The sequence below is a fragment of the Streptococcus oralis subsp. dentisani genome (assembly GCF_002096335.1).
Lineage (GTDB): Bacteria > Bacillota > Bacilli > Lactobacillales > Streptococcaceae > Streptococcus > Streptococcus oralis_Z.
Genome location: NZ_NCUW01000028.1, coordinates 131264 through 146456, shown reverse-complemented (window position 1 = coordinate 146456; position 15193 = coordinate 131264). Strand labels below are relative to the sequence as shown.

At 41.8% G+C, this 15193-nt stretch carries 10 protein-coding genes and 1 pseudogene; 10 read left to right on the top strand and 1 reads right to left on the bottom strand.

The annotated features are described in order from the left end of the window. Positions 1–7: 7 nt before the first annotated feature. Positions 8–4399, top strand: coding sequence for a PolC-type DNA polymerase III (locus B7709_RS04380; RefSeq protein ID WP_084971876.1), 4392 nt, complete (start codon positions 8–10; stop codon positions 4397–4399). A gap of 113 nt (positions 4400–4512) precedes the next feature. Here the strand turns inward: B7709_RS04380 and B7709_RS04375 are convergent, their stop codons facing one another. Continuing rightward, a complete protein-coding gene (locus B7709_RS04375; RefSeq protein ID WP_239822499.1) occupies positions 4513–6297 on the bottom strand; it encodes an NACHT domain-containing protein in 1785 nt (594 codons plus the stop codon). 192 nt (positions 6298–6489) lie between these two features. Between B7709_RS04375 and B7709_RS04370 the strand changes: the two genes are divergently transcribed. From B7709_RS04370 to B7709_RS04325, 9 genes and pseudogenes are all read left to right on the top strand, one after another. Then, a complete protein-coding gene (locus B7709_RS04370; RefSeq protein ID WP_000047859.1) occupies positions 6490–6753 on the top strand; it encodes a type II toxin-antitoxin system RelB/DinJ family antitoxin in 264 nt (87 codons plus the stop codon). Continuing rightward, positions 6746–7024: a type II toxin-antitoxin system YafQ family toxin gene (locus B7709_RS04365; RefSeq protein ID WP_084971875.1), complete on the top strand. Its 279-nt coding sequence runs from the start codon at positions 6746–6748 to the stop codon at positions 7022–7024. The genes B7709_RS04370 and B7709_RS04365 overlap by 8 nt, the downstream gene beginning before the upstream one ends. 20 nt (positions 7025–7044) lie before the next feature. Beyond that, positions 7045–7197, top strand: a complete 153-nt coding sequence (locus B7709_RS10105) for a hypothetical protein (RefSeq protein ID WP_084971874.1) — start codon at positions 7045–7047, stop codon at positions 7195–7197. A gap of 21 nt (positions 7198–7218) precedes the next feature. Beyond that, positions 7219–8460: an aminopeptidase gene (locus tag B7709_RS04355; RefSeq protein WP_084971873.1), complete on the top strand. Its 1242-nt coding sequence runs from the start codon at positions 7219–7221 to the stop codon at positions 8458–8460. 9 nt (positions 8461–8469) lie between these two features. Continuing rightward, positions 8470–8700: a GlsB/YeaQ/YmgE family stress response membrane protein gene (locus tag B7709_RS04350; RefSeq protein WP_084971872.1), complete on the top strand. Its 231-nt coding sequence runs from the start codon at positions 8470–8472 to the stop codon at positions 8698–8700. Positions 8701–8932: 232 nt separating this feature from the next. Continuing rightward, a complete protein-coding gene (locus B7709_RS04345; protein WP_084971871.1) occupies positions 8933–9655 on the top strand; it encodes a pseudouridine synthase in 723 nt (240 codons plus the stop codon). A 111-nt stretch (positions 9656–9766) separates the two neighbouring features. Continuing rightward, on the top strand, positions 9767–11101 hold the full coding sequence (gene pepC / locus B7709_RS04335) for an aminopeptidase C (protein ID WP_084877530.1): 1335 nt from the start codon (positions 9767–9769) through the stop codon (positions 11099–11101). Positions 11102–11266: 165 nt separating this feature from the next. After that, the gene (locus tag B7709_RS04330; protein ID WP_084971870.1) at positions 11267–13495 is read left to right on the top strand and encodes an HAD-IC family P-type ATPase; all 2229 of its coding nucleotides are present in this window, start codon (positions 11267–11269) and stop codon (positions 13493–13495) included. 225 nt (positions 13496–13720) lie between these two features. Next, positions 13721–15193 (top strand): annotated as a pseudogene (locus tag B7709_RS04325) (hypothetical protein); the annotation flags it as partial.

Genomic DNA, 15193 nt, shown 5'->3' with positions numbered 1-15193 from the left:
AAAATGAATGTCAAGTAAGTTTGAAATTTTGATGAATCAACTAGGAATCTCTGATCAATTGAGACAGGATTCGGCTCTTGTGGATGCAAGTATTGAGCGTGTCGTGGTTCATAAAATTAGTAAGGTCTGGGAATTTCATTTTGTATTTTCTAAAATTTTACCGATTGAAATCTTTCTAGAATTAAAGAAAGGGTTGAGTGAAGAATTTTCTAAGACAGGGAATAAAGCTGTTTTTGAAATCAAGGCGCTCTCTCAAGAATTTTCTAATGAACTCTTACAGGCCTACTACAAGGAGGCATTTTCTGAAGGTCCATGTGCAAGCCAAGGATTTAAATCTCTTTTTCAGAATTTACAAGTTCGTGCGGAGGGAAATCAGCTCTTTATTGAAGGTTCAGAGGCGGTTGATAAGGAACACTTTAAGAAGAATCATCTTCCTAATCTAGCAAATCAACTTGAAAAGTTTGGTTTCCCAGCTTTTGTATGCCAAATTGAAAAGAACGATGCCCTTACACAAGAACAGGAGGAAGCATTCCATACGGAGAATGAACAAATTGTTCAAGCTGCCAACGTAGAAGCCCTGCGGGCTATGGAGCAACTGGAACAAATGACTCCTCCACCAGTAGAAGAGAAACCAGCCTTTGATTTTCAGGCTAAAAAGGCTGCGGCCAAGCCAAAACTAGATAAGGCAGAAGTTACTCAGATGATTGATGTGACGACTGAGGAAAATCGGTTGGTCTTTGAAGGGGTAGTCTTTGATGTCGAGCATAAAGTGACCAGAACAGGCCGTGTCTTGATTAACTTTAAGATGACGGACTATAGTTCGAGCTTCTCAATGCAAAAATGGGTTAAGAATGAAGAAGAGGCTCAGAAATTTGACCTCATCAAAAAGAATTCTTGGCTCCGTGTTCGTGGAAATGTAGAGATGAATAACTTCACACGTGATTTGACTATGAACGTGCAGGATGTGCAGGAAGTGGTGCATCATGAAAGAAAGGATCTCATGCCAGAAGGTGAGCGTCGGGTTGAGTTTCATGCTCATACTAATATGTCGACCATGGATGCTCTTCCTGAGGTAGAGAAAATCGTTGAGACAGCTGCAAAATGGGGACACAAGGCGGTAGCAATCACGGACCATGGAAATGTTCAGTCCTTCCCACATGGCTATAAGGCAGCCAAGAAAGCTGGAATTCAGCTTATCTATGGAATGGAAGCCAATATCGTGGAGGACCGTGTTCCTATCGTTTACAACGAAGTGGAGATGGACTTGTCAGAAGCAACCTACGTAGTCTTTGACGTGGAAACGACAGGTCTTTCTGCCATCTATAATGACTTGATTCAGGTTGCGGCTTCTAAGATGTATAAGGGAAATGTTATTGCTGAATTTGATGAATTTATCAATCCCGGGCATCCCTTGTCAGCCTTTACAACCGAGTTAACTGGAATTACAGATGACCATGTCAAAAATGCTAAACCACTGGAACAAGTTTTGCAAGAATTCCAAGAATTTTGCGAGGATACGGTCCTAGTTGCTCACAATGCCACCTTTGACGTTGGCTTTATGAATGCGAACTATGAGCGTCATGGTTTGCCTAAGATTAGCCAGCCAGTTATCGATACGCTAGAGTTTGCTAGGAACCTCTACCCTGAGTATAAACGTCATGGTTTGGGACCTTTGACTAAGCGTTTTGGTGTGGCTTTGGAACATCACCACATGGCCAACTACGATGCGGAAGCTACTGGGCGTCTGCTCTTTATCTTTATCAAAGAGGTAGCAGAAAAACATGGTGTGACCGATCTGGCTAAGTTAAATATTGATCTAATCAGTCCAGATTCTTATAAAAAAGCTCGGATTAAGCATGCGACCATCTATGTCAAGAATCAGGTGGGGCTGAAGAATATCTTTAAACTAGTTTCTTTGTCTAATACTAAGTACTTTGAAGGAGTGCCACGGATCCCGAGAACGGTTCTAGATGCCCATCGGGAAGGTCTGATTTTAGGTTCAGCTTGCTCTGAAGGTGAAGTTTTTGATGCGGTTGTTTCCCAAGGTGTGGATGCGGCGGTCGAGGTGGCCAAGTATTATGACTTTATCGAGGTCATGCCACCTGCCATTTATGCTCCATTAATTGCCAAGGAGCAGGTCAAGGATATGGAGGAACTCCAGACCATCATCAAGAGTTTGATAGAAGTTGGAGACCGTCTTGGCAAACCTGTTCTGGCTACGGGGAATGTCCACTATATCGAACCGGAAGAAGAGATTTACCGTGAAATTATCGTCCGTAGTTTGGGACAAGGAGCTATGATTAACCGAACCATTGGTCATGGTGAACATGCCCAACCAGCTCCTCTTCCAAAGGCTCATTTTCGAACGACCAATGAGATGTTGGATGAATTTGCCTTCTTGGGAGAGGAACTGGCTCGCAAACTAGTTATTGAAAATCCCAATGCCTTGGCAGATATCTTTGAACCTGTTGAGGTCGTTAAGGGTGACTTGTACACGCCTTTCATCGACAAGGCGGAAGAAACGGTTGCTGAGTTGACCTATAAGAAGGCCTTTGAGATTTATGGAAATCCGCTGCCAGATATTGTTGATTTGCGGATTGAAAAAGAATTAACTTCCATTCTGGGGAATGGATTTGCCGTGATTTACCTGGCTTCCCAGATGCTGGTACAACGTTCCAATGAACGGGGTTACTTGGTTGGTTCTCGTGGATCTGTTGGATCCAGTTTTGTTGCGACCATGATCGGGATTACAGAGGTCAATCCGCTCTCTCCTCACTATGTCTGTGGTCAGTGTCAGTACAGTGAGTTTATCACCGATGGATCTTATGGTTCAGGTTTTGATATGCCAAATAAAGACTGTCCAAATTGCGGTCACAAACTCAGCAAAAATGGTCAGGATATTCCTTTCGAGACCTTCCTTGGTTTTGATGGAGACAAGGTTCCCGATATTGACTTGAACTTCTCGGGAGAAGACCAACCTAGCGCCCACTTGGATGTCCGTGATATCTTTGGTGAGGAATATGCCTTCCGTGCAGGAACGGTTGGTACGGTGGCTGCTAAGACGGCCTATGGCTTTGTCAAGGGTTACGAGCGTGACTATGGCAAGTTTTATCGTGATGCAGAGGTGGAACGCCTCGCTCAAGGTGCTGCTGGTGTCAAACGGACAACAGGACAACACCCGGGGGGAATCGTTGTTATTCCGAACTACATGGATGTCTATGATTTTACGCCTGTCCAGTATCCAGCAGATGACGTGACGGCTGAATGGCAGACCACTCACTTTAACTTCCACGATATCGATGAGAACGTCCTCAAACTTGATGTACTGGGGCATGATGATCCGACTATGATTCGGAAACTTCAGGACTTGTCTGGTATTGACCCCAATGAAATTCCTATGGATGATGAAGGCGTTATGGCCCTCTTTTCTGGAACGGAAGTTTTAGGTGTGATACCTGAGCAAATCGGTACTCCGACAGGCATGCTGGGGATTCCAGAGTTTGGAACCAACTTTGTACGTGGAATGGTAGATGAGACGCATCCGACGACTTTTGCGGAGTTGCTTCAGCTCTCAGGTCTGTCCCATGGTACTGATGTCTGGTTGGGAAATGCCCAGGATCTGATCAAGCAAGGAATTGCTGACCTATCAACCGTTATCGGTTGTCGGGACGACATCATGGTTTACCTCATGCATGCTGGTCTTGAACCTAAGATGGCCTTTACCATCATGGAACGAGTACGTAAGGGCTTGTGGTTGAAGATTTCCGAAGAGGAGCGAAATGGCTACATCGAAGCTATGAAGGCCAATAAGGTGCCAGAGTGGTATATCGAGTCCTGTGGGAAAATCAAGTATATGTTCCCTAAGGCCCATGCGGCAGCCTACGTTATGATGGCCCTTCGCGTAGCCTACTTCAAGGTTCACCATCCCATTTATTATTACTGCGCTTACTTCTCTATCCGCGCCAAGGCTTTTGATATCAAGACCATGGGAGCGGGCTTGGATGCCATCAAGCGCAGAATGGCAGAAATCGCTGAAAAACGGAAGAATAATGAAGCCTCTAATGTGGAAATCGATCTCTATACGACTCTTGAGATTGTCAATGAGATGTGGGAGCGTGGTTTCAAGTTTGGAAAACTCGATCTCTACCGTAGTCAGGCGACCGAATTCCTCATCGATGGCGACACCCTTATCCCACCATTTGTGGCTATGGATGGTCTAGGAGAGAACGTTGCTAAACAATTGGTGCGCGCGCGCCAAGAGGGAGAATTCCTCTCTAAAACGGAACTCCGCAAGCGTGGCGGACTCTCATCAACCTTGGTTGAAAAGATGGATGAAATGGGGATTCTCGGCAATATGCCAGAAGATAACCAGTTGAGTTTGTTTGATGAGTTGTTTTGATAGATTAGGCCACCACCGATAGAATAGAGATGTTTGATAGTAAAAAAATAACAGGACATCAGATAATCCTGTTATTTTTTAATTGTGAACATAAATATATAACGGCTAGATTACTAATCCTCTAAGACTATCTCATCTTCTTTTAGGTCTTCTATCAGTTTCTGCTTGTAATGAGTGAGAGAAAGTATTTTTTGGCCTACCCAAGATTTTTTAAATAAGTCCAATAATTCTTTATTTTTAATGAGCTCTTCTGGTTCGATAGGTTGTTCAATTAAATGGTTATCTTTGCAAAATGATATTAGGGGGATATCTATTGTACGGTAGGATGTATAATCAATAGTATTGTTTGAAAAAAAATAAATAAAATTCTCAAGGTTACCTTGGGTGTGTAGGAATCTTAAATAAAAAGGTGTGTTTCTAGAAGCAGACCTAACAATAATTTTTACTGGAAGATTGAGAATGTAATATTCAAATAAGTCCTCGTCTTTAGATTTAGATTCTTCAAATTTATCTAATAAAGGAATTAAAATATTATTATTAAAGCGTTGGGTACTCATGTCCTCTAACATAGGGAATACTGAATCTGCACTAGAGCTAAATTTTCCTGATTCTATTAAACGAAAACTATAGTCACGCATTTTACTATCCGTTTGTATATTTAGAAAATAAGCAACAAAATATTCTTGAAAAGAACGATGGAAAAACTTGTATCTGTTTCCTTCTTTGTATAGTACACATAAGCAGTTTTCTAAATCGTGGATAAAATTGCCTATATTGAGAACGTTTTTAATTCGAGGAGGAAATTTTTTAAAAATTTCGTCAATCTCCGGGAAGGTAAACTCTGTTTTTGCTTTTTGGTATGTTAGAAAACAGAAGATTGCAAAGCACTCTTTAAAAGTATCTGAACTTAAATCTGATAGCAGTTTTCGTCGATAACTTTTCGTAGCATCGTGCTTCGAGAGCATGGTATCAAAGGCTTGATAGTAGAATAGGTGTAATTTTTGCGGAATTTTTGCATAGTCATTGTAAGTGGAGAGCATGATATTTAGTAACAGAGGGTTTGAAGCAAAGGATTTATGTCTATCATATAAACCACTCTCTAGGTCACGGATAAATTTATCTTTAAGTTCCTCATCTGGATATTCAATTTTAGTAATAAGACTTATAGCTTGTTCCTTAGTAAAAGGAACAGCTTTTAAAACTGTGAAACGTTGAAATTCAATGAATTCGGATTCGCTATAAGGTCTGGAAGAAAGGATATAATGGTTTTCAGGATATTTGTCACAAAAATCATTTAACTTCTTGAAAAATTCTTTTTGGTTTTCGCTATACAATTCATCATAGCCATCCAATAGGAATAAAAAGCATCCAGATTGAAGTGCATAATCTAAATATTCTTCTTGGAATGTATTGTGAAATTGATTTAGTTTTTTTATCAGTAATTTCTCAAGGTCTAAATGCCCCTCTTCGTTGAAATCTTTTAATTCAATAAAAATAGGAATATAGTCTTTCAATTTTAATTCGCTTAGAAAAAGGTGTTTCATGAGAGTAGATTTACCAATTCCACCAGAACCTTCAATGATTAAAAATTTTGAGATATCAGTTAGTACTCTTGTTGTAGTGGGCTTGATGATGTCTGAGCCTTTTTTTAAAAATGGGATTTCAAAAAAGTCATACAGTTTTTTAGGTTCGATTCCGTAGATAATCGTTTTGATTTTACTGTATTTTTCATAAGATTTTGTCAAATAAGCTTGGAATGGAATTTCTAGATCAATTTTTGCCTTATTGTAGAGCGTTTTAAGTTTGTCAGCTGTTACGGACATAATAGGTGAAAGGTATTTATCCAAAATAGCACTAGTAAATTGTTTTGCAATTTCATTGTTAAAGATTTCGTCCATTATCTTTTCGCTCCTGTGTATTTTTAGTGTATATCTATAGAATATCACCTTATATTTTTTATGTCAATATATTTGAAGAGAGTTCCTCGTTCTATTTGTCTATCGAAGGATGTTGTATGTCCGTTGTATGTGTTTTGTATTTACAGAGCTTGCCATTTTTGTTAAAATAATAAATAGAAAGAAGGTGAAAATATGTCAAAGACGAGCATGAGCATCCGTTTGGATAGTGAGGTTAAGGAGCAGGCCCAACAGGTTTTTAATAATCTGGGAATGGATATGACCACAGCTATCAATATTTTCCTTCGTCAGGCTATTCAATATCAGGGTTTGCCTTTTGATGTTAGACTTGATGAGAATCGGAAGTTACTTGAGGTATTAACGGATTTAGACCAAAATCGTAATATGAGTCAGTCTTTTGAATCAGTCTCAGACTTGATGGAGGACTTACGTGCTTAAGATTCGTTATCATAAACAGTTTAAAAAAGATTTTAAGTTGGCCATGAAGCGTGGTTTGAAGGCAGAATTATTAGAAGAAGTTTTGAATTTTCTGGTTCAAGAAAAAGAACTTCCTGCTAGATATCGTGATCATCAATTGACGGTATCCAAGCATTTTCAAGGAGTTCGTGAGTGTCATATCCAACCAGATTGGCTTTTGGTTTATAAAGTAGACAAGTCGGAATTGATTTTAAACCTGCTGAGGACGGGCAGTCATAGCGATTTATTTTAATAAATTTTAAGGAGTTCAATATGAAAATCAGAATTTTTGCGGAAGACAAACCTGCTGAAAAGGTCTTTGACTATCAGCTAGAGCTGGCAGATGAAACAATTATCCTATCAACAGCGCTCTTGTCGGGCGCCATTGCTTTAGCAGGATTATTCTCTGCTTTGAAAGAAAAATAAAAATAGAAAAGAGAAAACAACATGGTTTTACCAAATTTTAAAGAAAATCTAGAAAAATATGCCAAGTTGTTGGTTGCGAATGGAATTAACGTGCAACCTGGTCACACTTTGGCTCTCTCTATTGATGTGGAGCAACGTGAGTTGGCGCATCTGATTGTGAAAGAAGCATATGCCTTGGGTGCGCATGAGGTCATCGTTCAGTGGACAGATGATGTCATTAACCGTGAGAAATTCCTCCACGCGCCGATGGAGCGTCTGGACAATGTACCAGAATACAAGATTGCTGAGATGAACTATCTTTTGGAGAACAAGGCTAGCCGTCTTGGAGTTCGTTCTTCTGACCCAGGTGCTTTGAACGGAGTCGATGCTGACAAACTTTCAGCTTCTGCTAAAGCTATGGGACTGGCCATGAAGCCAATGCGTATCGCAACTCAGTCCAACAAGGTTAGCTGGACAGTGGCTGCCGCTGCTGGACTCGAGTGGGCTAAGAAAGTCTTCCCAAATGCAGCAAGCGATGAAGAAGCAGTCGACCTCCTTTGGGACCAAATTTTCAAAACTTGCCGTGTCTACGAAGAAGATCCCGTTAAAGCTTGGGAAGAACACGCTGCTATCCTCAAGAGCAAGGCAGATATGCTCAATAAAGAGCAATTTTCAGCCCTTCACTACACAGCGCCAGGAACAGATTTGACACTTGGTTTGCCAAAGAACCACGTTTGGGAATCAGCTGGTGCTGTCAATGCACAGGGCGAAGGTTTCTTGCCAAATATGCCGACAGAGGAAGTCTTCACAGCGCCTGACTTCCGTCGTGCAGATGGATATGTAACTTCTACAAAACCACTTAGCTATAACGGAAATATTATCGAAGGGATTAAAGTAACCTTCAAAGACGGACAAATCGTGGATATCACTGCTGAAAAGGGCGATCAAGTCATGAAAGACCTTGTCTTTGAAAATGCTGGAGCGCGTGCCTTGGGTGAATGTGCCTTAGTACCAGATCCAAGTCCAATTTCTCAGTCAGGCATCACCTTCTTTAATACCCTTTTCGATGAAAATGCCTCAAACCACTTGGCTATCGGAGCTGCCTATGCGACCAGCGTCGTTGGTGGAGCAGAGATGAGCGAAGAAGAGCTTGAAGCTGCAGGACTTAATCGTTCAGATGTTCACGTGGACTTTATGATTGGTTCGAATCAAATGGATATCGATGGTATCCGTGAGGATGGAACACGCGTACCACTCTTCCGCAATGGAGATTGGGCAATTTAAGGAGAAGCTATGCTTGGAAGTATGTTTGTTGGTCTCCTAGTGGGACTCTTGGCAGGTGCTTTAACCAATCGCGGAGAAAGCATGGGATGCTTTGGGAAAATGTTTCTCGGCTGGATTGGTGCTTCTTTGGGGCACCTGCTCTTTGGAACTTGGGGTCCAAACCTAGCGGGGATAGCTGTTGTTCCAGCTGTTTTAGGTGCTATGGTTGTCTTAGCTATTTTCTGGAGACGAGGAAGTTAATTTCTTAAATCTGATACTCAATGAAAATCAAAGAGCAAACTAGGAAACTAGCCGCAGGCTGCTCAAAGCACTGCTTTGCGGTTGTAGATAGAACTGACGAAGTCAGCTCAAAACACTGTTTTGAGGTTGCAGATGGACGTTGACGCGGTTTGAAGAGATTTTTGAAGAGTATGAAAAGAAAAGGAGGTTGGTCATTGTACCAGCCTCCTTTTGAGTATGATATAATAGTTTTATGAGATTAGATAAATTTTTAGTTGCATGCGCTGTGGGAAGTCGGACGGAGGTCAAAAACTTGCTCAAGGCTGGACGCGTGACGGTCAATGGCAAAAAAGAAAAATCAGCAAAATTGCAAATAAATGAAGAAAAAGACGAAATTCGCTTTGATGGTCAAGTGCTAGAGTACGAGGAGTTTGTCTACTACATGATGAACAAGCCCCAAGGAGTCATTTCAGCGACTGAGGATTCTAAACACAGAACAGTGTTGGACTTGTTGGATGATATTGCTCGGACCAAGGAAGTTTTTCCAGTAGGGCGCTTGGATATTGACACGCATGGCCTCCTGCTTTTGACCAATGACGGCCAGCTTGCCCATGCTCTTCTTTCACCAAAACGTCATGTGGATAAGACCTATTTGGCTCAAGTCGAGGGAATCATGAGCCAAGAAGACGTGGAGACATTTGCTAAGGGGATTCCGCTCAAGGACTTTACCTGCCAGCCAGCTAAACTGGAGTTTGTATCAGTAGATCCAAAAAAAAATCAAAGTCTGGTTCGTGTGACCATTGCTGAAGGGAAGTTCCATCAAGTCAAACGAATGGTGGCCTACTGTGGCAAGGAAGTGGTGGACTTACAACGTTTGACGATGGGAACTCTAGTCTTGGATGAGAACTTAGAACAAGGAGAATGGCGTCGCTTGACCAAGGAGGAGTTAGAAGTGCTCTTTGCAAGTATTGCTTAATTTGCTTTATATTAGAAAAAGGTGAGGGAGAATGTCCTTGCTTTTTTCGTTTTTCAGTTGCTTCCTTTGTGAAAAGAGTTATAATAGACAGTAGAATAAAAGGAGGAATCTATGAACGCGATTCAAGAATCATTTACAGATAGACTATTTGCCAACTATGAAGCAAATGTCAAATACCAAGCGATTGAAAATGCTGTCAGCCATAACGGAATTTTTGCAGCCCTAGAACGTCGCCAAAGCCATGTAAACAATACACCTGTTTTCTCATTGGATTTGACCAAGGACAAGGTTACTAACCAGAAAGCCTCTGGTCGTTGCTGGATGTTTGCAGCTCTCAACACCTTCCGCCACAAACTCATCTCTCAATACAAACTGGAAAACTTTGAGTTGTCACAAGCCCACACATTCTTCTGGGACAAGTACGAGAAATCCAACTGGTTCTTGGAGCAAGTCATTGCGACTGCAGACCAAGAATTGACGAGCCGCAAGGTTAGCTTTCTACTCCAAACACCTCAACAAGACGGTGGTCAGTGGGATATGGTAGTGTCCCTCTTTGAGAAATACGGTGTCGTGCCCAAGTCTGTTTACCCTGAGTCTATCTCATCTAGCAGCAGCCGTGAGCTCAATGCCATCCTTAACAAATTGCTTCGCCAAGATGCTCAAATCTTGCGTGACTTGCTCGCTTCTGGTGCAGACCAAGCGACTGTTCAAGCTAAGAAAGAAGACCTCTTGCAAGAAATCTTTAACTTCCTTGCTATGTCACTAGGTCTTCCACCACGTAAATTTGACTTTGCTTATCGCGATAAGGATGATAACTACCAAAGCGAAAAGGGTATCACACCACAAGAGTTTTACAGGAAATATGTCAATCTTCCTCTAGAAGACTACGTTTCTGTTATCAATGCTCCAACTGCTGACAAGCCTTACGGCAAATCTTACACAGTTGAGATGTTAGGAAATGTGGTTGGTAGCCGTGCAGTTCGCTACATCAACGTTCCAATGGAACGCTTGAAAGAATTGGCGATTGCCCAAATGCAAACAGGAGAAACTGTTTGGTTTGGTTCAGATGTCGGCCAACTTAGCAACCGCAAAGCTGGAATCCTTGCGACAGATGTTTATGACTTTGAATCAAGCATGGATATTCAACTCACTCAAGACAAGGCTGGACGTTTGGACTACAGCGAAAGCTTGATGACCCACGCCATGGTCTTGACAGGTGTGGATTTGGATGAAAATGGCAAGTCAACCAAGTGGAAGGTTGAAAACTCATGGGGAGACAAGGTCGGTACAGATGGTTACTTCGTTGCCTCAGATGCTTGGATGGATGAATACACTTACCAAATCGTTGTCCGTAAAGAATTACTAACAGCAGAAGAACGAGCTGCTTATGAAGCAGAACCAATCGTACTTGCACCATGGGATCCAATGGGTGCCTTGGCAGAATAAAGTATAAAGAAAAGAGGTTAGGGAAATCCTAGCTTCTTTTTTAAGTCCTTCTTGAAGTGGCGATAGATGATGCTTGCCAAGGGAGTTCTTCCTATTTTGAGTCTTTAAGTGACAGAGAAAAAGATATGTGTTACTATAGTAGTACAAAAGGATATCGGAGTAGAAATGAAGTATTTAAGCAGTCAAGACATCAAGAATCGTCAACGAAACATCAGCGATATTAAACCCTATAAAACAACCAAGGAAATCGTCGTTTCAAATATCTTTACCTTCTTTAATGCCATGAACTTGGCTCTGGCAGTTCTGGTAGCCACAACCTTGCGATTTGAAAATATGCTCTTTTTAGGTGTGATTGCTATCAATACAGCCATTGGGATTTTCCAAGAAGTGCGTTCAAAAAATGCCTTAGAAAAGCTAAGTTTGCTTGGTAAAAGTAAGTACAAAGTCAATCGAGATGGTCGAACAATCGAGATTGATCCAGAGGACATCGTTCTGGGTGAGTATCTGCATCTCAATCTGGGTGATCAGGTGCCTGTTGATGCAGAAGTCCTTGAAGGGAATATTGAAGTGGATGAGTCCTTGTTGACTGGTGAGAGTGATTCAGTCTTTAAAACGGTTGGTGATAAGCTGATGAGCGGAAGCAATGTCGTCAGTGGCACGTGTCTGGTCCTTGCTACAGCTGTGGGTCCAGATAGTTATATCAATAAACTCGCAAAATCCAGCAAGGAATTCAAAAAATATCCTTCTCAACTGCGCGATTACATGGATAAGATTTTAAAAATCGTCTCTATCTTGCTGGTGCCAGTTGCCATTCTGCTCTATGTCAGAGGTTTTAGTCTAGGACGGTCTTATGTTGAAATTGTCTTGGGAAGTTCAGGTGCCTTGGTCGGCATGATTCCAGAGGGCTTGATTCTCTTGGTTAGCGTCTCCCTAGCGGTAGCAGCCATGAAGTTGGCTAAAAAGAAGGTTCTAGTGCAGGAGCTATACTGTGTAGAGACCTTGGCGCGAGTAGATGTTCTTTGTTTTGATAAGACAGGAACTATCACGACGGGGAATATGAAGGTCCAAGAAATGGATGCTAATGTGGCAGAGAAACTATCTTCTTATCTGGCTTATTTCGAGGATGAAAATGCAACTTCGCGAGCTCTGAAGACTCACTTGAAGTGTGAGAAAAAGTGGGAAGTTCAAGAAGTCGGTGCCTTTTCAAGCAAAAACAAGTATTCCTTTGTCCAAGTAAAAGAGGGTGGGACCTATTTCTTCGGAGCCTATGAGTTTCTAGACTTTACCCAGCCGATGGATGCCTACTATGAGCATCTGAAACAGCAAGGTTTTCGAATCTTGTCCCTTGCCCATAGTAAGGACCACATCACGAGTCCAGCCAATATGGAACTACTGGGGCACGTCGTTTTGTCAGATGAGATTAAGGACAATACCAAGGAAACCTTTGACTATTTCGAATCTCAAGGTGTTGAAGTGAAGATTATCAGTGGTGATAATCATGTGGCTGTATATGGGGTGGCTCGTAAGGCAGGTTTTAAGGAAGAAGCGCGGGCTATTGATATGACCAAGGTGAGCGATGATGACTTTGAAAGAGTGGTCTTGGAACACGAAATCTTTGGACGTGTGACACCTGAACAGAAGCAAAAGATGGTATCTATTTTGCAAAATGCTGGTAAAACAGTTGCCATGAGTGGTGACGGGGTCAATGATGTTCTAGCTCTTAAGAAAGCAGATATTAGTTTTGCCATGAAGGGAGCAACGAGTGCAGCAAAAAGCGTCTCCAATATTGTTTTTCTCACAGATGACTTTGCAGTATTTTATGATATCTTGATGGAAGGACGCCGGGTCATTAACAACATCCAAAAGGTAGCCTCTCTTTTTCTAACAAAGACCTTCTTCTCCATCGTTTTTGCCATTTTGAGTGTGGTATTTGGTTTGGAATTTGCCTTTATCCCCATTCAGTTTACAATCATTTCAGCCATTACGATTGGGATTCCATCCTTCTTCCTGACTTTTGAGTCCAATAAAGAAAAGGTTAGCACTCACTTTATGAGAGATATCCTAACCAACGCGGCGATTGGTGGTGGCGTTCTGGTTGCTAGTGTTCTTTTGACCAATTTCTTTATCACTGTCCCAGGTCAGGTCAAATTTATTTGCTTCCTCCTTGCCCTGATCAATGGTCTGTGTCTAGTTGCCAAGGTCAGCTTGCCTTTTAATCGATACAAGATGCTCTTACTCGTTTCTCTGAGTCTTGCAGCCCTTGTTGGCGTCCTTGCCAATACTTTTATCCTGCAAGGGGCCTTTGTGCCTTTAGAAATCACTCAAGTGGTCTATGTAGCTGTCCTAGCAGTGGTGATTGGGGGCTTGCATTATCTGACTAGAAGAAAAAGTTGATCTACAAAAAGAGTTGGGTCGAATCTCCCTTATTTCACATGTTTGGATAGACATTTTTAAGTTTTGGGAGCACTTGGAATTTAGAGTAAGTACTTGATTTTAAAGCGAGAAACTAGTCAATTGAAAGAATTTGTTTTAAAAACACTATTTTGATGAAATTGTTTTGACAGATAGTCTACAAGCCTTTATAATAGTATTATCATTAAAATTAGGGAGAAAATATTTATGACAAACAATGAAAACGCTAAAGGTACGTTTCGTAAATTTTTAGATGGTTTTAAGCGTCTCATAAAAAGAGGAAATAAAGAAGAGTTGTCTACTGAAAGAGAAACTGAGGGTGAGGAGACAGGAGTAGCAGGAGGAAGTCTATCTCCCGAAGAAAGTGAAACTTTTCTTATTGATAAGGCTTTAGAGTCTATTCAGTACTACGATCGTTTGGATGTGATGAATATAGGTGAGGAAAGCAGTTCCGAAGAATCTCCATTGCCAGAAAGTGACTCTAGTCTTTCTCAAGAAAAAGAACTAGCTAAGAGTCAAACAGTTAGTGCATCGCATTCTTTGGAAACTAGCCTCTCTAAAACTACAGATTCTCGAAAAACAAAAGGCTTGAAGAGTACAGCAGACTCCATTTCACTATCATTAAGTCTAGAAAACAAAAAAACATCAAGTAGTTTATCTGTTCTTGAGTCAGCCTCAGCCAGCCGTTCAGCGGAGCAATCACTGAGCGCCGAGGCTGCAAGCTCTCTAAGTGTTTCTATCTCAGAATCCGACTCAACCCGTCTTTCTCGAGTAGAGTCACAGACTTCATCTCGTGAGTCCTCTCTCAGCCTTTCGGCCTCAGAGTCCGTCTCAGATAGCCGTTCAGTGGAGCAATCACTGAGCGCCGAGGCTGCAAGCTCTCTAAGTGTTTCTATCTCAGAATCCGACTCAACCCGTCTTTCTCGAGTAGAGTCACAGACTTCATCTCGCGAGTCCTCTCTCAGCCTTTCGGTTTCAGAGTCCGTCTCAGTCAGCCATTCAGCGGAGCAATCACTGTGCGCCGAGACTGCGAGCTCTCTAAGTGATTCTGTTTCAGTATCTGGCTCAACCCATCTTTCTCAAGTAGAGTCACAGATTTCCTCTGTTGAAGATTCTCTTAGCCTTGCTATTTCAGAGTTCGAATCACAGAGTGCCTATCTTGAACAATCTCTAAGTCAGTATGGTTCTCACTTGCTTAGCCTTTCAGTCTCAGCTTCGCACAGTGTTTATGCAGAAGAGTCTCTGAGTCAAGCAGCTTCCCTGTCTCATAGTCTGTCGGTTTCAGAGTCCGTTTCAGCTAGCCTTTCTGCTTCAGCTTCTACTTCTTACAGTATTTATGTAGAAGAGTCTTTGAGCCAAGTAGCTTCACAATCTCGTAGTCTGTCGGTTTCGGAGTCGGAATCTTCTAGTGCTTCCATTTCAGTCTCAACTTCTCACAGTGTATATGTAGAAGAGTCTTTGAGCCAAGCAGCTTCACAATCTCATAGTCTGTCGGTTTCGGAGTCGGAATCTTCTAGTGCTTCCATTTCAGTCTCAGCTTCGTACAGTGTACATGTAGAAGAGTCTTTGAGCCAAGCAGCTTCACAATCTCATAGTCTGTCGGTTTCAGAGTCAGTTTCAGCAAGCCTTTCTGTTTCAGCCTCAGCTTCTGCCTCGCACAGTCTCTACGTAGAAGAGTCT